General features: G+C 49.4%; 21 protein-coding genes. 12 read left to right on the forward strand and 9 right to left on the reverse strand.

Annotated features, from left to right (window positions below; translation table 11 throughout):
* Positions 1-153: 153 nt before the first annotated feature.
* Positions 154-2016 (forward strand): sigma-54-dependent Fis family transcriptional regulator, encoded by a 1863-nt coding sequence (locus JWG88_RS06560; RefSeq protein ID WP_205232909.1) that lies wholly within the window; start codon positions 154-156, stop codon positions 2014-2016.
* 101 nt (positions 2017-2117) lie between these two features.
* Here JWG88_RS06560 and JWG88_RS06565 read toward each other — a convergent pair whose 3' ends face one another.
* The 7 genes from JWG88_RS06565 to JWG88_RS06595 form a co-directional block, all read right to left on the reverse strand.
* A complete protein-coding gene (locus JWG88_RS06565) occupies positions 2118-2399 on the reverse strand; it encodes a hypothetical protein (RefSeq protein ID WP_205232910.1) in 282 nt (93 codons plus the stop codon).
* A gap of 310 nt (positions 2400-2709) precedes the next feature.
* Entirely contained in the window at positions 2710-3513 is an 804-nt protein-coding gene (locus tag JWG88_RS06570; RefSeq protein ID WP_205232911.1) for an enoyl-ACP reductase FabI, read from the reverse strand.
* Positions 3514-3673: 160 nt separating this feature from the next.
* Complete coding sequence (locus tag JWG88_RS06575) at positions 3674-5554, reverse strand: DUF294 nucleotidyltransferase-like domain-containing protein (RefSeq protein ID WP_205232912.1); 1881 nt, start codon at positions 5552-5554, stop codon at positions 3674-3676.
* Positions 5555-5699: 145 nt separating this feature from the next.
* Positions 5700-7805: a 3'-5' exonuclease gene (locus JWG88_RS06580; protein WP_205232913.1), complete on the reverse strand. Its 2106-nt coding sequence runs from the start codon at positions 7803-7805 to the stop codon at positions 5700-5702.
* A 409-nt stretch (positions 7806-8214) separates the two neighbouring features.
* A complete protein-coding gene (locus tag JWG88_RS06585; protein ID WP_205232914.1) occupies positions 8215-8916 on the reverse strand; it encodes a S1 family peptidase in 702 nt (233 codons plus the stop codon).
* Between the two features lie 70 nt (positions 8917-8986).
* Positions 8987-9901 (reverse strand): glycine betaine ABC transporter substrate-binding protein, encoded by a 915-nt coding sequence (locus tag JWG88_RS06590; RefSeq protein ID WP_205232915.1) that lies wholly within the window; start codon positions 9899-9901, stop codon positions 8987-8989.
* 37 nt (positions 9902-9938) lie between these two features.
* Positions 9939-11561: a BCCT family transporter gene (locus JWG88_RS06595; RefSeq protein ID WP_205232916.1), complete on the reverse strand. Its 1623-nt coding sequence runs from the start codon at positions 11559-11561 to the stop codon at positions 9939-9941.
* Positions 11562-12222: 661 nt separating this feature from the next.
* Here JWG88_RS06595 and trhA point away from each other — a divergent pair.
* The 3 genes from trhA to JWG88_RS06610 all read left to right on the forward strand — a co-directional run bounded on the left by trhA (position 12223) and on the right by JWG88_RS06610 (position 17051).
* Complete coding sequence (gene trhA / locus JWG88_RS06600) at positions 12223-12867, forward strand: PAQR family membrane homeostasis protein TrhA (RefSeq protein ID WP_205232917.1); 645 nt, start codon at positions 12223-12225, stop codon at positions 12865-12867.
* A gap of 33 nt (positions 12868-12900) precedes the next feature.
* On the forward strand, positions 12901-13617 hold the full coding sequence (locus tag JWG88_RS06605) for a YkgJ family cysteine cluster protein (protein ID WP_205232918.1): 717 nt from the start codon (positions 12901-12903) through the stop codon (positions 13615-13617).
* Positions 13618-14081: 464 nt separating this feature from the next.
* Complete coding sequence (locus JWG88_RS06610) at positions 14082-17051, forward strand: response regulator (RefSeq protein ID WP_205232919.1); 2970 nt, start codon at positions 14082-14084, stop codon at positions 17049-17051.
* Positions 17052-17105: 54 nt separating this feature from the next.
* Here the strand turns inward: JWG88_RS06610 and msrB are convergent, their stop codons facing one another.
* Positions 17106-18116, reverse strand: a complete 1011-nt coding sequence (gene msrB / locus JWG88_RS06615; RefSeq protein ID WP_205232920.1) for a peptide-methionine (R)-S-oxide reductase MsrB — start codon at positions 18114-18116, stop codon at positions 17106-17108.
* A 438-nt stretch (positions 18117-18554) separates the two neighbouring features.
* Between msrB and pyrG the strand changes: the two genes are divergently transcribed.
* Genes pyrG through lptC form a run of 4 tightly spaced genes read left to right on the forward strand, consistent with a single transcriptional unit; the run spans position 18555 to position 22280 of the window.
* On the forward strand, positions 18555-20225 hold the full coding sequence (gene pyrG, locus JWG88_RS06620; RefSeq protein ID WP_205232921.1) for a CTP synthase: 1671 nt from the start codon (positions 18555-18557) through the stop codon (positions 20223-20225).
* A 6-nt stretch (positions 20226-20231) separates the two neighbouring features.
* Complete coding sequence (gene kdsA, locus JWG88_RS06625; RefSeq protein WP_205232922.1) at positions 20232-21083, forward strand: 3-deoxy-8-phosphooctulonate synthase; 852 nt, start codon at positions 20232-20234, stop codon at positions 21081-21083.
* Positions 21073-21705 (forward strand): KdsC family phosphatase, encoded by a 633-nt coding sequence (locus tag JWG88_RS06630; protein WP_205232923.1) that lies wholly within the window; start codon positions 21073-21075, stop codon positions 21703-21705. The genes kdsA and JWG88_RS06630 overlap by 11 nt, the downstream gene beginning before the upstream one ends.
* On the forward strand, positions 21702-22280 hold the full coding sequence (lptC, locus tag JWG88_RS06635; RefSeq protein WP_205232924.1) for an LPS export ABC transporter periplasmic protein LptC: 579 nt from the start codon (positions 21702-21704) through the stop codon (positions 22278-22280). The genes JWG88_RS06630 and lptC overlap by 4 nt, the downstream gene beginning before the upstream one ends.
* Here the strand turns inward: lptC and tsaA are convergent.
* A complete protein-coding gene (tsaA, locus tag JWG88_RS06640; protein WP_205232925.1) occupies positions 22265-23008 on the reverse strand; it encodes a tRNA (N6-threonylcarbamoyladenosine(37)-N6)-methyltransferase TrmO in 744 nt (247 codons plus the stop codon). The genes lptC and tsaA overlap by 16 nt on opposite strands.
* Before the next feature lie 405 nt (positions 23009-23413).
* Between tsaA and cbiM the strand changes: the two genes are divergently transcribed.
* From cbiM to cbiQ, 4 genes are read left to right on the forward strand one after another with little or no spacing between them, the layout of a single operon-like run.
* On the forward strand, positions 23414-24019 hold the full coding sequence (gene cbiM, locus JWG88_RS06645; protein WP_205232926.1) for a cobalt transporter CbiM: 606 nt from the start codon (positions 23414-23416) through the stop codon (positions 24017-24019).
* On the forward strand, positions 24016-24642 hold the full coding sequence (locus JWG88_RS06650; RefSeq protein ID WP_205232927.1) for a NikL family nickel/cobalt ECF transporter subunit: 627 nt from the start codon (positions 24016-24018) through the stop codon (positions 24640-24642). The genes cbiM and JWG88_RS06650 overlap by 4 nt, the downstream gene beginning before the upstream one ends.
* A complete protein-coding gene (locus JWG88_RS06655) occupies positions 24639-25418 on the forward strand; it encodes a DUF4198 domain-containing protein (RefSeq protein WP_205232928.1) in 780 nt (259 codons plus the stop codon). The genes JWG88_RS06650 and JWG88_RS06655 overlap by 4 nt, the downstream gene beginning before the upstream one ends.
* Complete coding sequence (gene cbiQ, locus JWG88_RS06660) at positions 25419-26171, forward strand: cobalt ECF transporter T component CbiQ (protein ID WP_205232929.1); 753 nt, start codon at positions 25419-25421, stop codon at positions 26169-26171.
* Positions 26172-26261: the final 90 nt, after the last annotated feature.

The raw sequence follows: 26261 nt of genomic DNA on the forward strand, positions 1-26261 counted from the left end.
GCTTATTGATTTTGAACAAAGCTATTGCCAAAAGCGTGCCAATATAAAAATGCACATAATTCAGTGTGGTTACTTGTTTTTAATTGAAAAAAAATCGTTTATGTTGCATAATTGTTTCAATTAATATCATTTCTGTTTCAAATGGAGAGCACCTTGCCTATAATCGCCTGTATTCTTCCCGATCCATACCTCATGGACCAAACGCGTCTTGCATTTCATGGCGAACACGACGACATCCGCCTCGAAGTCGGCTTGATGAAAAAAGGCATACTACAGGCGGAGAAGCTGGCAGGAGAAGGTTTTGAGGTATTTATCAGCCGGGGGATGACTGCTTATCTGATCAAGAACGCCAATCCCGAGTGGTCTGTTGTAGAGATCCCCTTCACGGTCATGGATGTGTTCCAGACTATCGGAAGGGCCAATCTTTACGGCAAAAGTATTGGTGTCGTAGCCTTTGCCCCCTTGATATCCGGACTTGACTATTTTGGCACTGTAATGGACACCTCCATCCGGTTTTATCCCCTGAAAAGTGAGAACGAGGTTGAGGCGAAAGTGCTGGAGGCTGTTGAGGATAATGTCGATATAATCGTCGGAGGAGCAATAACAGGCAATGTGGTAAACAAACGCAACATTCCATTTGCCGTTATCGAAAGCAGTCCGGAAAGCCTGAGGCAGGCCGCCCAGGAGGCGAAGAACATCGCCCTGGCTAAGCAAAGAGAAAAGACCAAGGGAAATCTTTTTCGAGTGGTTGTAGACTATGCCTACGATGGCATTATTTCTGTTGATACCAAGGGATTAATAACCATATTCAATCCCGTAGCAGAAAAGATCACCCAAATCCCCTCCCAAAAAGCTATAGGGCGAAATATCCGGGAGGTTTTGCCCGATTTCGAGCTTCATGAAGTGTTATCAACCAGCAGAGAAGACCTGGCCCAGTTGTTGAGCATCAATAATGATCAGGTTGTCTGCAATAAGGTGCCAATCAACGTCAACGATAAGGTCGTTGGCGCTGTCATTAATTTCCAGGATGTGACCAAGCTTCAACGGATGGAAGCCAAAGTCAGGAGACGGTTGTTCTCAACTGGTCATGTTGCCCACAAGTGCTTTGACGACATCATCGGCACCAGCCACCAGATACAAAAATCGATCTCTCTGGCCAGGGATTTTGCCCGCACCGATTCAGCCATTCTGATTCTAGGGGAAACAGGGACGGGCAAGGAGGTCTTTGCTCAAAGCATCCATAACGGCAGCCGCCGAAGCCATGGCCCGTTCGTGGCACTGAACTGTGCGGCTTTGCCGGAGCAGATTCTTGAAAGCGAACTGTTCGGCTACGTTGGCGGCGCTTTTACCGGTGCCAGCCAGAAAGGCAAGGCAGGACTCTTCGAGGTGGCCCATGGTGGAACGCTTTTTCTAGATGAAATCGGCGAAATGTCATCAATGACACAGGGAAAGCTGTTGCGCGTTTTACAAGAGAAACAGGTCATGCGTCTGGGAAGTGACCGCGTCACACCAATAGACGTAAGGATCATTTCCGCCACAAACAGGCCACTTAAGCAACTTGTCAACCAGAAAGAATTTCGGGCTGACCTATACTATCGCCTCGATGTATTGCAGTTGAGGCTTTATCCCCTGCGGGATCGTAACGAAGACGTTATCGCTCTGGCCGGATTTTTTCTCGGAAAGCATGCTGCAAAAATGAACCGCAAACTGAGATTTACGCCAAATGCCCTCAAAGAACTGACCAGACACAACTGGCCCGGAAACATCCGGGAACTCCAAAATGTCGTGGAGAGAGTCCTGGCGACGTTGAAAGGTTCAAAGATTGATACGAAAATAGTCCGATTACATCTGGAAGACCAATTTGAGAGTGAGATTAACATGCAACTGCGAGATGCGGAAGTGGAAGATATCAGGCGGGCTTTGGTATTAGGCAGGGGAAAGCATGCCGAAGCCGCAAAGATTCTCGGCATCAGTCGGTCAACTTTGTGGCGCAGGCTTAAAAAAATCAAAATATAGAAAAATGGTTGTCGTTCTTATGCGTTTAACAAATGCGGGGGTGTAAGTCTCAATCCCCTCTGATCGGGGCATTCCTTCAACATCAGCGACACTTCGTGCATCTACTCTGACGAAGTCAGAGAACAGCCGGATCGGATAAATCTTTTCTCCTTGGCATTACCTTTACTGGAGCAAGGGCAGGCATAATGGCCGATGGGATTGGTTTTAAGAATAAATATGGGGTGAGTGGTCTTGTCTTGACGCAGAGTGGCGGGAAACGATCCTGTCAGATCAAGAAGATCCTCATCGGGCGCGCCCAAAAACAGCATATTCTCCGCCCACTGGGCAACCGGAAGGGAAGATATACTCTCGCCGAGGATACTCAGATCAGGCGTCCGCAACATGTGAGCAACCTGTTGAATACTCGTGGATTTTCTTGATTTTTGTGACATTATTAACTGGTATCTATCCAGGAATGGGTAATTTCGGAGTCTACGCTTCCCTGGTTTAAATCGAGGCGCGCAATAAAATAGCGCAATTTATGGACAGGCACTAACTATGCACAAAATTCCATATCCAATCAAGGCCTAAGCGATTAAATAATTAGTAAAATATAACAAATTCCTTACTGCCAGGACTTTAAAGTGCCTGTTCAATCACTTCGCTCTCAAGCATCTCCGGCCTTTGACATTTTTTTATCTGCTTATCTCACCCTCATCCCACGGCCTTGCCGACAATTTCCTTGTCAAAATAGTTTACCGCCATGCCGCCGTCCACCACGATTGTCTGAGCGGTTATTGCCGAAGCACGATCAGAGAGAAGAAAAACGGCGGCATCTGCTGCTTCCTGGGTGGAAATGGCCTTTTTACGCAGAATAGCCTTTTCGGCATAGAGGTAACTGTCGATATATCCGGGAATGCCGGCTGAGGCCGAGGTCTTCAGCAAACCGGGGGCTACGGCGTTGAAGCGGATATTGGAAAAGGCGGAGAAACTTTTAGCGAGAAAACAAAGCGATGAGTCAAGGGCTGCCTTGATTGGAGCCATATAGCCGTAGTTTTCCGCAGCCATGGTGGTCGTCGAGATCGAGATTGTCACGACCGAGGCATCGGAGTGGAGAAGATCCTTAAAATGATTGGCAATACTGATAAAAGAGAAACAGGAGATATTGACAGCCTGCAGGAAATCGTCTTTCCTGGTTTGATGAAAGGGTTTGAATCCTTCAGAATAGTTGGCGAAAGCGATGGAATGTACTATGCCGTGCAGCAATTTTCCATCAAGCTCCTCCCGGATCTCATCTCTGACCCGGATGATGTTCTCTTCATCCTCAACATCACAGATAAATACCGAACATTGCGGAAAGAGCTTGTGGGCTGTTTTTTTTCGCTCCTCGGAGCGCACCACATGAATCACTTCGGCACCTGAGGCAATCAGTTCCCTGGCTATAAAAAAGGCCACCGACTTTTTATTGGCCAGTCCGAAGACGGCAATGCGTTTGTTGTCAAAGGTAATAAAGCTCATTTTTTCGAGTATCGGTATTTGTTTACAGTTTGCTTTCGTACAAGTTAATTGTTTATTTCGGGCAGCATACCTTGGAGTGCCCGCTCACACAAGAAACAATGTTTACCAGCACATCCTGTTCGCCAAAAATCTTCTGAAAATGCAGTAAGATTGCTGCTATTTATGCGGTTCCGGTAAAATCGAAACTCAATTTTTGCTGGAACTTCTTGATCCGTTTAAATGCCTTTTTCAGTATAACCCGATCCAGGGAAGAGAGTCTGGCCGGATAGATGAGATTATCCGGTTCCTTTTCCTCATCTATTATTACCGTGATCTGTCTTAAAAATCTCAGGCGCATCAGATAATTGTAGATCTGTACCAGATCCCTGTATTCCTCGTCATCCAGCACCCGCATCTTATGGAGCCTGAACAGGCGCCGCAGTGTATTGGTATCGGTAATATTATTCTGCAGGGAATATATTCTGGCCAGATCAATGATGGGCAGCAGGGCAAGCTTGATATCGAAGCTCCCCTTATTCTCTCCCTTTTTTTCCACGACAAATTTTCCCAGCAGAGTGATGGGCGGTTTGAAAAAAAGGGTGTTTTCCGTCATATTTCGCAAAAATCCCGGCCACTTGTCGATGAGACGCAGCAGGTATTTCTTCAGTTGATCCGCAAGGGATGTATCTCCGCCAACGCCTCTGAAATCAAAGAAAATACTGGAATGCAGCAAATCTTCGGGTTTGGCCACATGGGTCCATTTATAAAAGTACTCTTTCCAGACGGACAGAGGTTGACACCAGTCCGGATTTTTGGCCATATTGTTACCCACACAGAGACTGTATCCGGCAGTGTTCAGCTGGTTGCAGATACGTTCGGCCAGCGGACCGAAATAGTTCTGGGCCTGTTCCCTTTGCGATGCATCCTCTAAATCTTCATAGATAATGGCATTGTCCTGGTCCGAGATGAAGGTCTGCTCCTCACGGCCTTCCGAGCCCATAATCATAAACACAAATTTACACGGCGGAGGTCCAAGTTCTTCAACGGAGAAAGCGATGATTTTTTCAATAATGGCATCGGAGAAGGCCGTAATCAATTTGGTTATATATTCGGTGCTGGAACCATTTTGTATAGGATTCAGGAGCATTCTTGTCAGTCTTGCATGAATGTTTTCAAGCTGATCGATATTTTTGGAGGATTTGACTGTTTTTATCAACAGATACGTTGAGTTTGCCTGGGCGGTAATGAGATCTTTCTCGGTAATAATGCCGGTGATCTCTCCGATATGATTGATAAGCACTAGATGCCGTACATCTTTCTCAAGCATCTCCAGAAATACCTCATATACCTGCGAATCATCGCTGATCGAAATTACCGGCGACGACAATATCTTCTCAACAGGGGCCGATACCTCCAGTCCCATGGCAATTGCCCTTTTACGAAGATCGGCATCGGTTACGATTCCCTCGATCCCGGTGTCGCTTCTGACCAAAAGAGCACTGCTGTTGGTCTCGGCCATTTTCTGCGCGGCTGTTTTTATAGAGGCATAGCGGTGACATTCTGCCAGGACCGGCCTGTACATCGCCGAAATCGGTTGATTGAAGAAGGGTAGATTGAGCTCCTTGTCCTTGATCTGGCGGGAGATAATCCCGGCATAGGTCCGGTTTATCATGCTTTTGCCGAAGGCGGTGGTAAAGAATTCGGTGAAGCGGTCGTTTTTTTCGCACAGGGTCAGGAAATGACCGGAATCGAGGGTAAGGAATACTGAGTCCTCAAGCACCCTGAGAGTCTTGGTTGCTATTCCCTCATTGAGCAGAATGGAGATTCCACCAAAACTGTCCCCTTTCTGCATATGTCTTTTCAGGGTCTCGACAAAATTGAATTCAAAGTAAAACCTGGCAGAACCTGAGATGATGACCCGGAATTTATCGACAACTGTAATCTCCTGGATAAGAAGAACCGTATCGGCGGCCACGGACTCATAAGAAAGATGCGTGCTGATGGCATCAAATTCCTCTCTGGAAAGTAGCGAAAAAGGCGCATACGAATATTCTTCACTCATCTACTACCTCTTGTATTGATGGCGTCGCGATAAGCGCAGACACTCCGCCCTGTTTATGGAACTTTTATCTAACCATCTCACATCATGGAAATTTTTCTAAGTTGTCGAGATGGACTTAGTATTCAGTATTCCGGCAGGTGCTGTCTCAGTAACGTAATCGTAGGAAAAATGTCCGTTTCGATGCTTCAATGGCATCTTTTAAGGTGAAAATTCCCTTACTCTGCAGGATCGGCAGAAGCTTGAGAAATATCTCCGCCGCGGCAAGTGCATCACCAAGTGCGGTATGGCGGCCGATAATACTGACACCAAGTCTTTTGGCCACGTTCTCAATATTGTGCTGCTTGTGGATCGGATGCAGCATGGCCGAGAGCAACAGGGTATCGAGAACAGGATTGGCCAACACCACACCGCTGCTTTTTTCCTTCATCTTTATCATCTTCAAATCGAAACCAACATCATGTCCGACGATAACGCTATCGGCAATATAGCTTTTCAATGCCGGCAGAATGTCTTCGATGGTTGGCTTGTCCTTCACCATATCCGGTTCGATGCCGTGAATTTTATAGGATTCAAAAGGAATGTCACGTGCGGGGTTGACCAGCTGCTCGAACTGGTCCTGATAGACAATGCGGTTGTGGACGATCCTTACCGCCCCGATGGAGATGATCTCATCACCTCCTCCGGGATCAAGCCCGGTCGTTTCGGTATCGATAACACTGTAGGTAAGTGAAGTGAGGTTGGAATCAAGCATATCCCGGTTCTCTTCATCTACGGTGAAAAGGTTAAAATCATAATATTCAGGCCTGGAGCCGGTGATGACCGGGCCTCGTTTGGCATATGAGGGAGAAGCCAGTTCCGATTTCGCTGTTATTCTCACCAGCGAACATTTCTGTTCTCTGTCGGCAATGGGTTCGAGGGTGGCTCTGTTTTGTTTAAGGACATAGCCTAAGTTGGTGAGCGGCGTAATTTTCTCCGAGATGATGTTGTCGATTTCCCGGCAGCTTACCGGAGGGCTGCCCCAGGAGATCTCGAAGACCACCTGTTTCTCCTGGGCTGTGGCCAGCATGTCGAACTCATCCAGAAAGGTGAGTGCACTGAGCTTCTCCACAATATAGACAAAGGCCGCAGCAAAGGAGAAGGTATCGCCCAAAATTCTTTTGCCTTGACTGGTGGTGGTGATATTTACCCTGATATTTTTTTCTCCCGCAGTCTTTTGAATCAGGAAGAGGAACCGCTGCAGATCTATCCTGGTCAGAGGCATGGTCTCAAAGGCCCTGTCCAGCACGGATACACAGGTGGAATCAAATTTTTTCCCCAGATCCGCAAGACACTCCTGCACCACCTTGACGTCGTCATCCCGGTGATGCATTTCCGGTGTTACTAACTCCTCGATTCGGGAAAGGCTTTTCTGCAGATCCCGGCCAAAAGATAACAGACTCCGGTTTATCGATTCATATCTCTCTATGTTGCCGGAAATATCCTGGAGGCTTAAAATAAACCCGGTTATCCGTCGCTCCTCGCTGAGGACCGGAATGGTTTCGGCGTTGACCAGGACATCTTCTTCAAGCTGAGTAATAAAGGAGGAAGCAACCCGACTTTTGCCAGCGGCCAGCCGTTCCTCGATTTCATCTAGCGCGTGTATGATGAGTGACTTGTCGATTATATGGAAAATCGACCTGCCCAGGCCTAAGAAGTATTCCGACCTTCTCGTCGATCTGTTTCGGGTAAATACCATCCTAGCCTGCGAATTAAAGAGCAGTATCCTGCCGTTGATATTGCATATTATCAACCCTACCGGCAACTCCGCCATAATCGAGGCAAGTAGATTGCGCTCCTTCTCCGTTTCGCTCCTGGCTGCACCTATTTCCCGGGCAATATGTTTGATGAGATTCTCATGAACCTCTGCAAAGCCGTTAATGGCTTCGGATAATTCATTAATATTATGGTTTCCGTTAAATTGAAGACGATGAGACGGGTTTGTTCTGTAGATAACGGAGGTTTCGGCAGGAATTTTTTTAAGCGGCAGGTAGAATTTGGTATAGCATATTTCGAAGATCACCCATAAGGCCACGGGGACAACAGTGATCAAGGCCAGCAGATAATAAATGTTTTGATGGACTATCCGGCGAAGAAAAAGGGTTTCTTCAACAGCGAGTTGCTGCCAGACCAGAAAGAGAAGAAAAAAGATGTAGCAGAGAGTCAGAGCTAAGGCCAGAAAGACAAATTGCCAGAATGCATTCGTCTGTTTCATAACGATTCATCCGTTCCCAAGGACTCTTTGCAGCTGTCTGTCTAAATGGTGAACATCCGGCAATACCGCCAATGGGTCTCGGGAATGTTTCAATTTAGACTCAATTTCATGGTACACGTACTGCAAGGCTATCCAAGTACCACCAATTTTGCAAGTCTCTTTGTCGGGATGATTCGAATAAATCACCTGAATAGAGTAATTTGACGGGACCGAATTGAAAAATGGGGTCCTGATTACCCCTGATCCTCAGCTCAAATCCGGGACTGCTTCTTTCACGGATCTCTGCAGCCAGAACGGCTGCAGTTTGGATGGGGTTATGGATTCCCGATGAAAAGAGCAGTCCCGGCCTGGGCCAGAAAATGCTGAGTTTCAGAGGTAACCAGAATATCCTCGTTTCTCATGAGGGCAATTATTCCCCCAGTGTCGTTCTCGTTTCAAGAAGCCCTTCCTCTTCCATCAGTTCAAGACCATATTCTATGGCAACGGCATAGGAGATATTGGTATTGGTTTCGACGGTACGACTGTCGTCGGTAATATCACGTGCCGCCTCTCGAGGATCAAAGCGACCGCTTATGATGCCTACCACAACTCCCTCACTTACACCTACCAGCGGCCCTCCCCGGTCCCCATCGTGCATCATCGAGTCAAACAGCAGCAGTCTGCTGTTGTTGGGGGAAATCATCCTGGCGCTGACCACGGCATTCATGGCGACAAGGGTGTGCAGCGACTGATGGCCAAAGGCATAGCCCATGGCCATTACACTGGAGCCTATAGGGATATTTTCCGCACTGCCGAGGAAAAAATCGGGCAGCGACATATCAATCTCAACCTCCATTTTTAGCAGGGCGACATCTCGTTCCCGGTTGCGTCTCACTATACTGACAGGAATAGAGGCTACCATCTCCTGGCTGATTGGGGTGAATTCATTGCTCATCGTTTCACCACTCACCACCATCAGCTGACCTTCGCTGGGCAGGATATGGGAGACTGTGAGCAGGTAACCGCCGGAATGGACCAGAAATGCCGAACCGAGAAACAATACCGTGTCGGTATCACGGCGAAACACCATCAGGCAACCATTATGAAACTTCTTAAAAACCGTTTCGAGCATATTTCCTCCAGCACCCTTTGTGGTTATTGAGATGGCATTCGGTTCACGTTGTTTTTTTTCAGCCAGAGGGCTACTGATCATCGAGCCACTGCCGAACCCGCTCCGGATGGACCCGCATCCAGCGCAGCGCCGTTTCGTAGGAATAAAGTCCCTGATCAGCCTGGTTCCAGATCATAAACTGCGACGCTTCTTCCGGAGTCCAGGAAAAGCGAGCGAGGAAGGCATACGCTTTGGGGAGATCCTGGCGCAGGCCGGACCGCACCATTGTATGTATTTCCTCGGCTCCACCGAATACATCCTGCTGATCAGCGAGGAATTTCAGATTCCAGCGAGCGAACATCCAGTGCGGCGTCCAGCCGGTTACCACAATCCAGCGCTTGTGGCGAATGGCGTTGGAAAGTTCGGCAGTCATCGAGATTTCGCTGCCGTCTATCAGCCTGTAGTCGAGATTATAGACCTCCAGAGCCTTCAATGTCCGCTTCATGATTCCGGCCTCGGGATCGATACCGATTATCCGGCCCCGGAACTCTTCGGCATACTCCCGCAGATCGCTGATCGATTCTGCGGCAATGTATGACGGCGCCCGCCAGCCCTGCCCTCCCACCTGGCGTCCGGCACTGACATCGGGGACAACAAGGCCGATCCGGGCTCCGCTGAGGTTCGGTCCGAGATCTTCCAGTTGCTCTCCGTATCGTTGATAATACTGCTGGTGTGTCGTGGGCAGCCAGGCGGAAAGCATGGCGTCCACCTTTCCCGTTGCCACCGCCTCCCACATCTGATCGGCATCCAGCCTTACCAGCTCCACCCGATACCCCAGTTCCTCCTGGAGCACGGCCTGTGCCAGAGAGCTGCCGGCAATGGATGAGGACCAGTTGGTATAGGCAAGTTTCACCGTTTCCCGTGCCTCTGCGACGTCTCTCCCTGCTGTTGTCCATATCGCTGTAAGGATAAGGATATACAGAAAACATTTTCCGGGCTTATCCATCAATCGCCTCCCGAGCGTAAAATAATTTCTTTTTCCGCTACCAGAACCGACGCCGTCCGAAAGTCGGCAGTTTAATCGAAGGACGGTGCCGGAGTTCCTTGGTTTTTGAGTCTCCGATAGACAGCTCGAAGGTCTGACCCTCCTTATACTCGGCAAGTCCTTTATGCAGGGAATAGCACATCCCCAGCAAAATGAGGGCAAAGGGCAGTCCGGTTGTGATCGCCGCGGTCTGCAGCGCCACCAGACCGCCGCCTATAAGTAGCACCGCGGCCACAACACCCTCCATCACGGCCCAGAACAGACGCTGCAGGACAGGCGGGTCGGGATTGCCTCCGGCGGTGATGATGTCGATCACCAGCGAACCGGAGTCAGACGAGGTAACGAAAAAGGTGATTACCACAACGATCGCCAGCATTGAGGTCAGGGACTGCAACGGATAATGCTCAAGCAGCTTGAATAACGACACCGGGACATTTTCCTGAACCGCCCGGGCGATATCTCCTGCTCCGAACATCTCAATGTTTATGGCGCTGTTGCCGAAAACGGTAATCCAGGCAAAGGTAATAAAGGTGGGCACAAACAGAACTCCTTTGATAAACTCACCGATGGTACGGCCATAGGAGACACGGGCAATGAACATGCCGACAAAGGGCGACCAGGAAATCCACCAGCCCCAATAGAAAATTGTCCAGGCCAGCTGCCAGTCCGTCGCTTCGTAGGTTTCATTCCAGGTAGCCAGCTGGGGAAGATTTTGAAAGTAAAAGCCGATATTTTCCATCAGCGCCTTCATGATAAACAGGGTCGGCCCCAGCAGCAGCACAAAAAGCATCAATCCTGCGGCAAGATAAACATTAATCTGGCTGAGCAATTTGATGCCGGCACTGATGCCCCTGACCACCGACCAGGCGGCAATACAAGTAATACCGACAATCAAGAGGACCTGAATAAAAGTTGACTGCGGTATCCCAAAGAGGTGATTAAGGCCGGCATTAACCTGCTGAACTCCCAATCCCAAGGAGGTGGCGACGCCGAACATAGTCGCTACTGTCGCCATAATATCGATCATGTTGCCGATGGGACCGTAAATCCTTTCCTTGAGCAACGGATAAAACGCCGAGCGGATCGATAAAGGCAATCCTTTGTTAAAAGAAAAAAATGCCAGCGATAAACCAACAATGGCATACACTGCCCAGGGATGCAGCCCCCAGTGCAGAAAGGTCAGGTCCATACCGATTCTGGCGGCCTCTGCAGTGCCGGGTTCAACAAGGGGGGAGGCAACATAATGAAACATCGGTTCGGCGACGCCGTAAAAAAGAAGACCAATTCCCATACCTGCAGAAAAAAGCATGGAAAACCAGCCAAGTGTGGTAAATTCCGGTTCTGCTTCCACTCCACCCAGTCTTATGCTGGAGAAACGACCGAGCAACAGCGAAATGACATAGACCAGAATGATATTCATGGTCCAGACGAAGAACCAGCCGGCATATTTGCCGATCAGAGCTTGGAGGTTAGAGAAAAAATTATCGACATTGGCCTGAAAAACCAGGGTCAGGGCAACAAATGTGAGAATGAGCCCGGCGGAAATGAAGAAAACATAAGGATGGACATCGAGATGAAACCAACCTTTTTCCCCCGACGGAGAATGCTCACTGCTTTCCATGCGGAACCTCCCAATTATGATGGCGTCGTAAAAACTCTTCATCCGAAGTCTTCGCTTATCTGCGTCGTTGCTACAAAATTTCTATCATTACGACGTACCTTAGTACGCCGAAATAATAGAAATTTTGCGCGCCTAGCATATGAAGTTTTTTACTTAGCCATCCGAAAATTCAGGTTTTCACGAGGTTATCAATTATAAGAAAGAGCAAAAGAACAACTCATGAGAGGGGGAAAAAAGCGTACGGATAATGAGGTGACGTGCTTTTGCAAGTGCCTCTCATAGCCATTCGAATCATCATTCAAGCACTGAAATGATAGCATATCGTTTGCTCCTTTACAATGTCTGCACAATTAGATGGTCCGGCAACTCCCAGCTTTTCGCTCGAAGAAAAAGAGGGCATCTTCTTGGCTTTTGGCGTCGATGCATTACAATAGGGCTATGAAAAAGGTATGCGATATATGCGGGGGTTCTGGCCAGGTCGGCTACTTTGGTGGAGTAAGCAGGTTTATCATAACCTGGGATGAATGCCCCGAATGTCTGGGCACCGGTATATATTGCGGAGCCGAACCTGAATCGGCTTCTGTTGACGAGCCATCCCCCTCAACACCCGACAATACCGAAAAAAACTCATCGGATTAATAATTTTGTAAAGGAACGGCAGATGGTTGTTTCACCTCCAATGTACAGTGCCAGGGAAGAGCTCGCCAATGCGGCTACACATGCGCTGGGTGTCCTTCTCTCCATTAAGGGACTCATTTTCCTGGTAGTCTTCTCCGTTCTCAATGGTAATGGCTACCATATTGTCAGTAGTTCCATATTTGGGGCAAGCCTGGTCCTCCTCTATTCCATGTCGACTTTTTATCATCTGGTGAAAACAGCAAAGATGAAAAAGCTCTTCAGGGCACTTGATCATTCATCAATATTTATATTAATTGCAGGAACATACACTCCATTCACCTTGGTGACCCTGCATGGCAGCTGGGGCTGGACACTCTTTGGCATAGTATGGGGCCTCGCCGTTGCGGGAATTATTCTGGAAACAGTCACCGGTCAGAGATTTGAAAAGCTTTCTCTCAGTTTATATATCGCCATGGGTTGGCTTATCATTGTAGCTATCAAGCCCCTTTTCCTCGGTATTGCCCCGGGCGGCATAGCACTTGTTGCCGGAGGCGGCCTCTGTTACACCCTGGGAGTGGTTTTTTATATCTGGAATGCACTCGTCTTCAATCATGCGATCTGGCATCTCTTTGTGCTGGGCGGCAGTGTTCTTCATTTCTTTGCTGTTTTTTTCTATGTCATTCCCTAGGACTGGGCCTCCTTTCTGCCGGATCATCCGCCAATGAAAGTTACGATTCTTGATACAATTTATGCGGTCTTTGCCGAATGGTCTCCATCCGAACAATTTTGCTGTGCTCCGGGTTGTGCCTCATGCTGTACCCGCAATGTCACTATCACCGCTCTTGAGGGCAGGCAAATCCTCAACTACTGTCGCGAAATGAAAGGCAGAGAATGGCTGGTGCGATTATTCGACGGCCTTCATCCGGCAGATCCGGCCCTGCAGACTACAAACGAATACGTCGAAGATATTCTGCATAATCGTCAGAACAGCGAAAACCAGGCGAAATCTTCAGAGAGCTGCCCTTTCCTGGAAGGAGGCAGATGCAGTATCTACCCGGTACGGCCCTTCAGCTGCCGATGTTTTTTTTCAACAATCCTCTGTGGCAGCAGTGGTGCCGCGACTATCCCCGATGTCCATCTGTACGGATCCATGGCGATGATGCAGCTCATCGAACATCTCGGACAGTTTGACCATTGGGGTAATATGGTCGATGTCCTTGTCATTCTGGTGAATTCGCCGGAGTATGCTGGCAGCTTTGAACCATTGGACAATCAGGAACTGCTGCAGCACGCCCGCACCCAGGTGCACCGAGCCCTCCCGCTGCCCGGATTTATTCTTCCTCCGGCGGAAAAGGCCGGGTTGGACCAGCTCCTGCGCACCATCTTTGAGACGCGGTTGGGTCGCACAACCATCGAACAGATCCTCAACGGCCGGTAATGGATTCGAAAAAGAACAACACACGTAAACGCTACCACATGACCGTCACATCAGGTCTTATTACTACGCCTGGTATATCAAACTTTATCGATGTCGGGGTTTATGTCCGTACGTCACAGAGCCCATCTCGGCATATTTAATGACTTTTTATCAGATCACAATAAATGAATTGAAATACAAAGAGATAAATGTAAAATTAAACCTAACTGAGCTGGATAAGCACCTTGAGGGTAATTAAAATTACCGGCCTTTAAATATGCTTTCCGTTTTCTGGTTTTTATGACAGACTCTCAGAGGTACGCTCCAAGGTGTCTTGGCTATAGAGATGAATTCACAGATTTAAATTAAAATTTTTTATTTTTTTGTTTTTGTGGCAGTTTTTCAGGAGGAAGGCATTAAACTATATATCAATGTTTTTCAAATGTATTTAACCACCTACTTAAATTCCAGGTATGCCTGTATATATGTCGAAGATCAATAAAAGAGATCTGTTGTCTCTTTTTTCCCCCAAGAATATTCTGCTCTTCACTCTTACGACATTCGGCGTTGTACTCCTCACCATTTTAATCACCCTCCGCGTTGGGCACCAGCAGGCCTTGCGGGAACAAAGACAGCTTACTTCCAGTCTGCGCGAGGACATAAACAGACACCTGGAGACAAACTTCAGCGAAAGCAGCCGGGCTCTCACCGGACAGCAAGCGATACTTGAACTTTTTCTCAATCCGGATCCATCTGCAACCCGGCAGGCCACCGCTCTTCTCAACTCGACCAGAGAGATTCTCGGAGCCAGCCTGGTATATATTCAGGATCATACTGGCACGGTAATAGCCTCTTCCTTCTCTGAAAGCGGAGAAACCCTCTATGGCTACAACTATAAATTCCGGCCATATTTCACAGAATCGATGCAGGGAAGAGATTTTATCTACCCGGCTCTGGGAGTAACTACCGATCAGAGGGGTATATATTTCAGCAGTCCGATCAAAGACCAGGAACAGCGGGTTCACGGTGTAGCCATAATCAAAAGCGGCCTGAAGAGCATCGATAAGATATTATCCAAATCGGCAAACAAAGGACCGGCAGCCATTCTCACAGGCGACGGCATCGTTTTCGCCTCCTCGGAAGAATCCTGGCTCTTTCATGCCATTAAACCATTGTCTCCGCAGAGACTCACAGCCCTTAAGGAGTCAAGTCAGTTTGCCGGCCAACCTCTTACCCCCCTCCCTTTTCAGGTGCAGAACGGTGAAGCTTTCCTTGAAGGAAAAAGATATGGCGTACAAATGCAGGGAATTGCTCTGTCCGACTGGACCGTTATTACGCTGCTACCCCGAAAGTCCGCATTTTTCACCATTGCTCTGGTCTGTCTGGCCTTCACCATACCGGCCTTCTTCTTTTTCCTGAAAGTTAATCAATACATCAATGAAGTCAGATACAAAAGCAAAATCCGCGATCAAAATGTTTACCTGAAGAAACTGAACAGGGAGATGAAAAAAGAGATCGAGGAGAGAAAGGAAACAGAACGGCAACTTAAACGGGTAAGCCGCCAGGAGCTCCAATACAGGATGCTGTTTGAGCAGTCCAGGGATGCCATTAGCATCGTTTCGGCGGACGGTCGATTCCTGGAGGCAAATCAGGCTTTTTTATCGATGATGGAGTGCACCAAAGAAGAATTGAAGGCCACCGACCCCAAAGATTTCTGGATCGACCAGGAGGAAAGAAGGGACTGGCTCAAGCTTCTCCAGGAGCAGGGTTCCATCATCGACTATCAGAGTAAGCAGCAAACGAAAACCGGAGCAATCATCGACCTCACCCTGACCACCAATGCCACAATCAGTCGTGACGGAGCGACGGTTTACCTTACCATACTCCGCAACATTACCGACAAACTTGAAGATCAACGCAAACTGATTGCCGCCAAAACCGAAGCTGAACAGGCCAACCGCGCCAAAAGCAATTTCCTCGCCAACATGAGCCATGAGATACGAACGCCAATGAACGGTATCATGGGAATGACCAATATCGTCCTCGACAGCCACCTGCAGCCGGAACAGCGCAATTATCTCGAGATGGTCCGCTCTTCGGCCGACCGTCTTCTCGATATTATCAATAACATTCTTGACTTTTCCAAAATCGAGGCCGGACGCCTGGAGCTTGAAGAGCTGGAGTTTTCGCTCCGGGATAAACTGAATGAGCTCGTTTCTCTGATGTCGATCAAGGCCCGTAACAACAAGGTCACTCTCTCTGCTGAGGTTGCCGACAACGTTCCCGACCGTGTTATAGGTGATCCCACCCGGCTTATGCAGATCCTTATTAATCTGACCAACAACGCCATCAAGTTTTCTGCAAACGGATCCGTCCTGATCCGGGCAGGTGAGAAAAAAATGGTCTCAGCTACTCGGACTCTCCTCTGTTTCAGCGTCAGGGATACCGGCATTGGGGTGCCGCAGGAAAAACAGAGGGCCATTTTTGATTCTTTCTCTCAGGCCGACACCTCGACGACACGGCAATATGGAGGGACAGGTTTGGGGTTGACCATCTCTTCCCAGCTCTGCCGCCTGATGGGAGGTGAAATTGGCCTGGAAAGTGAAGAGAGCAAAGGATCACTGTTCTGGTTTACTGCCGTTTTTACTCTGCCCGAGAACATACATCGGGAGCAGGAAAAAGGGCAGGGGCTTATCATTGGCAGCAAACTCAGCCGTACGGAAATATTCAGCGGCATCAGAATTCTGCTGGCCGAGGATGATCACATCAACAGAACGCTTGCGCTGGCCATCCTGAAAAAGGCCGGACTCAAGGCCACCGCGGTAAATACCGGTGTTGAAGCCGTTGAGGAGTCGGCAAGAACAGAATACAATTTGATTCTTATGGACATTCAGATGCCTGAAATGGATGGCTACAAGGCCACCGCGGCAATCCGGCGGCGACAGGCAAAGAGTGGACGGCATACACCGATTATCGCCATGACCGCCCATGCAATAAAGGGCGACCGGGAAAAGTGCCTGGCCGCCGGCATGGATGATTACGTGACCAAACCTATTAATACAACCGAGCTGTATGCCACCATTGAACGGCATCTGCTCCGCCGGGTGCTGATAGCTGACGATCACCTCTCAAGCCTGAAACAGGCAGGCCGTATTTTCACCGAAGCCGGCTGGCGGGTAACCCTTGCAGAAAATATCGACCAATGTCTGTGGGAGTGCGAAAACTTCAGTTTTGACCTCATCATCGTCGATTTTTTTATGGCGGAGAGCAACCTGGCAGCCATCGCCGAACGGGTGGACAGAAAAAAAAGAATGACCGGAAAATTCAGCCAGATACTCGCCACTGCCGGACATGTAGATGAAAATCTGCAGAAGAGATGCGCCGCAGTGGGAATACAAAAGATCATCACCAAGCCACTGACGCCGGAGAAGGTGGCAATCCCGACCGCCAATTAACCATTACCATGGCAGCATATCCTGTTGCACCGAGATGACGGTTCCCTGAGTGAGTTATTTCGAAAAGTGATCCGCGAATTCAGCGTATCCCTCTTTCTCCAGATCTTCGGCGGGGATAAAACGCAATGCTGCGGAATTGAGACAATATCGCAGACCGGTAGGTTCGGGACCATCCGGAAAGACATGGCCGAGATGTGAATTACCGTGCCTGCTGCGGACTTCAATTCTTTCGGTGAACAACTCCCGGTCCACCCTTTCGACTATATTATCTGGGACCAGCGGTCTGATAAAACTTGGCCACCCGGTCCCGGATTCATATTTGTCCTCTGAGCTGAAAAGCGGTTCACCGGAAACGATATCCACATAAATTCCACTTTCCTCATTATCCCAGTAACTGTTATTGAAAGGCGGCTCGGTGGCGTTTTTCCGGGTAACTTCGTACTGCAACGGAGTGAGCTTTCTGCAAAGTTCCTCATCCGGTGGTTTTTCATATTTGCCGGCTGCCCCAGGCAAGTCTTTTTCTTTCCAGACCTTTTCGATAAAGGCTTCTCTTCCCGAACCCTTTTTATAGGAGGAATAATGCAGGACATTCTTGAGATGATAGTTCTGATGGTATTCCTCTGCGGGATAAAAAGCTGTCGCCGGAAGTATCATTGTTGCAATCGGTTGTGAAAAAAGGCGGGACTCCTGCAGGTTTGTTTTTGAGCGCTCGGCAACTCTCCTTTGTTCCTCGGTTGTATAAAATATTGCGGTTCGGTAATGATTGCCCCGATCGGCAAACTGCCCGCCGTCATCGGTCGGGTCAATCTGACGCCAGAATATCTCAAGAAGTTCCGCAAAGCTGATCTTCTCCCGATCATAGGTGACCCTGACAGATTCATAGTGGTCCGTCTGACCATGAGCCACTGCCTGATAATCGGGATCTTTGGTTGTTCCACCCGAGTAGCCGGCCACTGCCTCAATCACACCATCCCGATCGGAAAAGGGGGGCACCATGCACCAAAAACAGCCGCCGGCAAATATAGCAATTTCTGTTTTCTTTTGCGCTTCCTCAACCTCGCTCATCACCGCTCCCTCCCCCGTTGAATTAAATTCAAGATCCAGCCAGATAATTCCTGCAGTTCATTGATCCAATAAATAAATAGTAGGCATTTAGCGCCAGCCTTACAAGATAGTGCCCTTTCCCAATCGGTATTTTTGAAGCAAAGGTTTAACTCCCCTGATTCGTCAGAGTCCGTTACTTCACCTCCCGCTTACTTTCAAAAACAACCATTGTGATATCGGTTATATAACTGCAGGTATATTCATCGAAACGCTTGGATTCATAACAGATTGCGCAGATTTCGAAATTGGATTCCCGGATTGACACAAGATAGTTGGAGATTTTCCAGCCATTATGGTCTACACTCAGTCTCTGATTTTCATTTCAAAGAAGGAACTGGGGATCAGAAAATTCCAAATTTTCTGTTTCAAAATCTCACCTCCATTACTATAGTGGCCTGCATGAATACATCAAAACACACCCAACGTACGAAGTTTATATTTGTCACCGGAGGGGTTCTCTCTTCACTGGGCAAAGGACTGGCGGCGGCAGCTATCGGCGCTCTTCTTGAAAGCCGCGGTCTCACTGTGACTTTTCAAAAACTGGATCCCTATATCAATGTTGATCCGGGAACCATGAATCCTTTTCAGCACGGAGAGGTTTTTGTTACTGACGACGGCGCCGAAACAGATCTGGATATGGGGCATTATGAGCGCTATACCGACGCCCTGATGTCGCAGAAGAATAACTACACCACCGGACGCATTTACTACTCGGTGATCACCAAGGAACGCCGTGGTGAATATCTGGGCGGTACCGTTCAGGTCATCCCTCATATCACCGATGAAATCAAAGAGGCCGTGCTGCAACTCGACGGCAGCGCCGATGTCGCCATTGTTGAAATCGGCGGAACGGTCGGGGATATAGAAGGATTACCCTTTATCGAAGCAATCCGGCAGCTGCGCGGTGATCTTGGCCCGGGATACTGTCTCTACATTCATCTGACCCTGGTACCCTACATCAAGGCAGCCGGAGAGGTCAAAACCAAACCTACCCAGCACTCGGTACGCCGGCTGCAGGCCGACGGTATTCAGCCGGATATTCTCGTTTGCCGGACCGAAGTACCCATAGAAGACAGCCTCAAAGCCAAAATCGCCCTTTTCTGCAATGTCCCCAAAGATGCGGTCATTACTGCGATTGATGTTGACACCATCTATGAATTGCCCTTACGCCTGCATGACGAAGGACTGGATACCAAGATTCTCGAACTACTCAACATCTGGACCGGCCAGCCGAATATCAAGCCCTGGGTCGATCTGGTCAACACCATCAAAAACCCCCAACATACCGTCACCATCGGCATTATCGGGAAATATATAGAATTGACGGAGTCATATAAAAGCCTCCACGAAGCACTGATCCACGGTGGACTGGCCAACAAGACCCACGCCATTCTTCACTATATCAGCGCGGAAGAGCTTGATGAAAACGATGCGGACGAACTTTTACGAGGCTGCGACGGCATTCTGATACCGGGCGGTTTCGGCAAGAGAGGAATGGAAGGCAAGATCAAGGCCATCAACTACGCCAGGGTAAACAACATACCTTTTTTCGGGATCTGCCTCGGCATGCAGCTGGCTGTAGTCGAATACTCGCGTAACGTCGCAAATCTACCCGAAGCCCACTCCACCGAGCTCGAACCCGATACGCCGGATCCCGTAATCTACCTGATGAAGGAGTGGTTCGACTATCGCAACCAGAAAGTCCAGACACGTGATGAAAATTCGGACTTCGGCGGAACACTCCGCCTTGGCGCCTATCCCTGTGTACTCAGCAAGGACACACATGCGGCGGCGGCCTATGGTGCCGCGGAGATCTCCGAGAGACACAGGCACCGATACGAGTTCAACAACGACTACCGGGAGGTGCTTGAGAAAAGCGGACTGATAGTCTCCGGAGCATCTCCCGACAATAATCTTGTGGAAATTGTCGAACTTGCAGGCCACCCCTGGTTTCTCGGCTGCCAATTTCATCCGGAGTTCAAATCAAAGCCGATGGCACCGCATCCGCTCTTTCGGGATTTCATTAAGGCCGGCCTGGAATATAAGGCCCGGAAAAAGCAAAAGGAATAGTGTTTCATGCTGCCGACTACTGTTACTATAAACACCCCACAGGGAAGCCCCATTCAGGTCGGTGGCGGTCAGCCACTTCTTCTCATCGGCGGCCCCTGCGCCCTTGAGTCTGAAGAACTGGCCCGCCGGGTTGCCGGGACGATGCAGGAAATCTGCTCCAGACTGCAGCTCTCCTATGTCTTTAAAGCTTCCTTCGACAAGGCCAACCGCACCTCCATCAATTCCTACAGGGGGCCCGGCCTGGAGAAAGGACTTGCTATCCTGGGCCGTATTCGTGAGGATCTTGGAGTGCCGGTCATCTCCGACATCCACGAACCGGGCCAGGCGGCCGAAGCCGCTGAAGTTCTTGATATTCTCCAAATACCTGCTTTTCTCTGCCGGCAAACCGATATCCTCAGGGCCGCTTCGGCAACCGGAAAGGTGATCAATCTGAAAAAGGGACAGTTCGTCTCGCCCTGGGATATGGAAAATGCCGTGAAGAAAATAAGGGAGAGCGGCAGCAGTGAAGTTATGCTGGTGGAACGCGGATCCTGCTTCGGCTACAATAACCTGGTGGTTGATATGCGCAGCCTGCCGGTGATGAGATCATTCGACTGTCCGGTCATCTATGATGCTACCCACTCGGTCCAGCTCCCCGGCGGTCAGGGAGGGTCATCGGGCGGACAGCGTCAATTCATAGCCCCGTTGTCACAGGCTGCCGTTGCCGCCGGAATAGACGGCCTTTTTATGGAAGTTCATCCGGAACCGGAAAAGGCTCTGTGCGACGGTCCCAATTCCATGCCGCTTGAGGATATGGAAGAATTCCTTTTGCGGATCCTCCGGATCCGCAGGGCCGTGGAGGAAAAAAATGAGCGATGACTGCGGCTGCATGTCGCCGGGTTCATATCCATCTGACTGTCAGGTCACAGAGGGACTGCGAAAAATGGCACATGACCGGACCGAGGAAAAACTTGATGAACGGATAGTGGCCCGCGCCAAGGAAATACAACTTCTCCTGCTCGATGTGGACGGCGTACTTACCAACGGCATATTGATCTTTTCTCCGGAAGGCGAGGAGAGCAAAGGTTTTCACACCCAGGACGGCTTCGGCATCAAACTCCTGCAGGAAGCTGGAATAGATGTCGGTGTAATTACTGCGCGACAATCCAAGGCGGTTACGGCGCGGTGCAGTGGTTTGAAAATGCGCTATATCTACCAGGGCGATACCGATAAGCTCAATGCCTACAAAACCATCCTTAAAGAAAGTGGATTGAAACCCTTCCAAATAGGCTATATGGGAGATGACTGGCTCGATCTTCCTTTGATCAAACGGGTAGGCTTTTCCGCCGCTCCGGCAAATGGTGTTGACGAGGTGCGGCAACAGGTGCATTTTACCGCCAGGCGCTGCGGAGGTGAAGGAGCCGTTCGGGAAGTGATTGATCTGATACTCAAAGCCAAAGGGGTGCAGCAGCAACTCCTGCATTCCTATTTGAACCGATGATTACCCGCAGAAACTCTCTCTGGCTTGTCCCCCTGCTCCTGATCCTGACCTTTCCCCTGTGGAAAATTCCTGTAGCCTCCTTTCTGACTCCAAGGGGCGGTTTTGACTCAGGAGAATCAAGCAAAAAAAACGAGGGGTATAACTTTTCCATGGATGTGGTTACCATCCTGCAAAGCGAAGAGGGCAAAAATACCGCCACCATACATGCGGCCTCCGCCTATTCCAGCAGAAGACACAATGAGTATATACTCCAGGAAGTCGATGCCGACATCTTTGATGAAAACGGCAACCTTACCAATGTCATTGCCGATACCGGCAACTACAATATAGACAGAAAACGCCTCAAGCTCATTGAAAACGTGGTTATCACCAATCTGGCCGATAATTATTCCATGGAAACCGACCTGCTTTATTATGACGGTGACAAACGCACGGTGTTCTGCCCCGGTGAAACCCACCTCAAAGGGGACGGCATTTCCATCGACGGTTCGAGCTTCAGTCACAACATGATCAGTGGAGAATATATCGTCGGCGGCAGGGTTCTCTGCCTCCTGCAGGGCTACAAAAGTTCCTGAACCCTGCGGCACTCCACAACGGTAAAAACATTATTACGGACCTCCCACCTGATATTTATATCCCACAGCCGAAAGCCGAAACTCCTTTTCCTGCCACGCTGACTTGCCGGACGCGGATCCTGGCGAAGCACCTGAGATATCAATCCAGAAAGCTCCCTGCCGGTTTCCTGCTCATACTGATAACAAAACCTCTCCGCCTCCTTGAGAAAACAGACATGAACCGGCGCCCTGTTTTCTCCTGAATATCCGGGACCGGCGCCGTCAAGGGAATCGCTGTAAGGTATATAGGGTTTTATGTCGAGAACAGGAGTTCCATCGAGAAAGTCTCCACCGCCCACCAGCAGAGATAGCCCGCTTTTTCTATCAATTTCAAAAAGTCTTACAGCGGAAAGCCCGATATGGTTGGGCCTGTGCGGGCTGCGGCTGGCAAAAACGCCGACTCTTTTCCTGCCGCCCAGGCCAGGTGGCCGCACCGTCGGTTTCCAGCCCTCTTTGATCGCATCGTGGAAGAGAAACTGCACCCAGATATGAGAAAAAACATCCAGCTCCTTGACCATCTCCTCCCGGTCATAGGGGGCCAGCAGCTCAATGCGGGCCCTGGCTTTATCCGCCATGCCGGGCTGACGCGGGATCCCGAATTTTTCGGTATAACAGGAACGAATTACACCTATAGGACAGACATCCACCACGCCGGTATCCGGTTTATTATTTTTCGTATCTGCTGTCATTTTCTCAGGTTACTCCTCTCTACATAATGCTATCTGATTACCCTGAACTAAGCATTTCCTGGCCCAGGCCGGGACTGCTCTTTTCATCTAGACACCATAAATTCGTCCCGGGTGGCTTCTCTGCAGCCCGGACGGCTGCAGAGACCCGTGCAAAGCTAGTCCCAACCTTTAAGTTAAGGATCAGGTAATCAGGTAAATCATCTCAAATTCCACACAGCCATTGTACAACAGCAAAAGGCCGCCAATAAAAAATCACAGTAATAATATTTTTCAAATAGATGTGTTACCTTTTTCTTGACAGCCATCCGAGGCCTCGATATATTATCAGGTAACACTTATTAATATATTGTATTACTACCCTGTGGCCCACTATGATTATTGATAATTTACTCCATTCTTATTCTAATGCATATATCAGAAGGCATACTTAACGCACCCGTTCTCATCGGCTGCGGCGTCGCAGCCGCCGCCTGTACCGCTGTCGGCTTGAAGAAGCTGGATATAGACAGGATAATGAATGTCTCCCTGCTGACCTCAACTTTCTTTATCGCCTCTCTTATCCACGTCCCCTTAGGACCAGGCTCTATTCACCTGGTGCTTAACGGCCTTCTCGGCGTTATTCTGGGGTGGGTTTCTTTTCCCGCAATTGTTACCGCCTTGCTGCTCCAGGCTCTTTTTTTTCAATATGGCGGATTCACGGTGTTGGGGGTTAATACCATCATCATGGCTCTGCCGGCACTTCTTGCCTTCTATATCGTCCGCCCCTGGCTAAAGGACAACGACAAAAAGCGATCGGTCGCCGCCTTCGCCGCCGGATTTCTGGCCATCTTTTCTTCCTCGATCCTCATGGCGCTCGCCCTGATTACCAGCGATTCGGGGTTTTTTGATACAGCTGTCCTGATTCTGGCAGCTCAGCTTCCTCTTATGATTATTGAAGGCTTTATAACCATGTTCGCCGTACTCTTTCTCGCAAAGGTACAACCCGATTTTCTCTACAACAACAAATCATGACAACTACATTCCTGCGCTCAGTTTTCGTCGCCCTTGCAGCGACATTCTTTCTCTCCTCCTCTGCTCAAGCCCATAAAATTCGGGTCTTTGCCTACGAAAGCGGTGGAACAATAATTACCGAGGTCAAGTTCGGCAACGGACGGCCTGCCCAAAACAGCACGGTTGCCGTAGAGAAAAAGGACGGCAGTCCTCTGCTTTCAGGAACCACGGATGAGAACGGAGAATTCCGCTTTACCGTTCCCCAAGAGGCCCTGAACCAGGGACTGGATCTGAATATTATCGCAGATGTCGGCGAGGGGCATCGGGGGTCCTGGCTGCTGGAGGCAGGTGATTATCTCGCCCAGACACCGTCCCAAAAGACCGAACCGGCACCTGAACCAGCCTCTGAACCACCTTCCAATCCAGCTGATACTCTAAAAAGTGATACACCGGATTCCCACGAGTTGGAAGAGCGCATCGAAGAGATTATTCGGAAAGAGCTCCTTCCAATTAAACGAATGCTTGCTCAGGAAAGGGAGAAAAAGCCGACCCTCCGAGACATTCTCGGTGGACTTGGCTATATTTTCGGCCTTGCCGGTATAGCCGCCTATTTTAAATTCAAAAAAAACGGAGTTAAATCATGAGGATTCATCACGGCGTACTCTCTGCTGCGCTGCTGTTGTTGTTGTGCCCATCCGCACAGGCTCATTTCGGCATGGTCATTCCATCAGACAACATCGTGACCCAGAACCGTAAAGAAATCACTCTCACCCTTTCCTTTTCTCATCCTTTCGAGGGAATCGGCATGGACATGGAACAACCCAGCCGGTTCTATGTTGTTCTGGGAGAAGAGAGCACCGATCTCCTGCCGGATATACAACAAACACAAGTCATGGACCATCTATCCTGGCAGACTTCCCACAAACTGCAGCGTCCCGGCGTATATCAATATATAATGGAGCCCGCACCATACTGGGAACCAGCGGAGGATCTCTATATTATCCACTACACCAAAACCATTGTTGCCGCTTTTGGCGATAATGAAGGATGGTCGGAGCCGATCGGCCTTCCTACCGAAATTATTCCGCTTATGCGGCCTTATGGCAACTATGCGGGTAATACCTTCACAGGCCAGGTGCTGATAGGGGGACAGCCTGCTGCAGGCAGCGAAGTTGAAGTCGAGTTTTACAACAAGGACAACGTCCTTAAGAGTCCAAGCGAATACCACATCACCCAGGTGGTCACTACCGACGGCAACGGGATGTTTAGCTTCAGTTGTCCTGTTCCGGGCTGGTGGGGATTTTCGGCGTTGAGTGAAGCGGATTACACCATGACCGGTCCCGACAACAAGGAAAAAAACGTGGAACTCGGCGGTGTTCTCTGGCTTTATTTCGACGATCTTGTTACCGCGGACAAATAAATGATTGAAGAACTCTTTGCGCAGGGTGACTCTTTTTTGCACCGCCGGGATCCGCGGGGAAAAGTTGTGGCCGCACTCTGTTTCACTGTCACAGTTGCCCTGTTGAACTCCTTTGCCGCTTTGTGGCCGGCACTTGTCCTGTCACTTTTTCTGGTTCTGCTCGCCAGGCTGCCACTCCTCTCCGTGCTCAAAAGGATGCTGCTGGTCAATGGGTTTACTCTGTTTCTCTGGATCTCGCTGCCGCTTACCTACGGCGGCGGGCAGCCGATCGATACTGCTTTTTTGAGCCTCAGCAGGGAAGGTATGGTGCTGGCAGCGCTCATCACCCTGAAAACCAACACCATCGTACTGACTATAATCGCTCTGCTGACAACTTCGTCGGTTGCCGAGCTTGGAAGCGCCTTGGATAGACTGCGATTTTCCCAAAAGATCTGTTTTCTGCTGCTCTATTCCTATCGCTACGTGTTTGTGATATACCAGGAGTATGCCAGACTGCTTCGGGCGGCAAAGCTGCGCTCTTTCTCGCCGGGGACCAACCTGCACACCTACAGAACGTTCGGCTATCTTTTCGGTATGACCCTGGTGAAAAGCTATAACCGTTCCCGGCGTATCCATCAAGCCATGCTGCTGCGGGGCTTTGACGGCAGGCTGGTATCATTGTATAGCTATCGTTTCTGTAAGATTGACGTAGTTTTTGTCTCTTTTATTGCTCTTGCCGTCATAAGCGTCATACTCCTGAACATCACCTATTGACCTGATATTGCAGATCATTACACTTGAAAAATGCCACAAAAAACAAAAAGCAGAGTTAAGGCCAACGACAGGCTTTGACAACTACCAAGG

The sequence above is a fragment of the Desulfopila inferna genome (assembly GCF_016919005.1).
Classification (GTDB): Bacteria; Desulfobacterota; Desulfobulbia; order Desulfobulbales; family Desulfocapsaceae; genus Desulfopila_A; species Desulfopila_A inferna.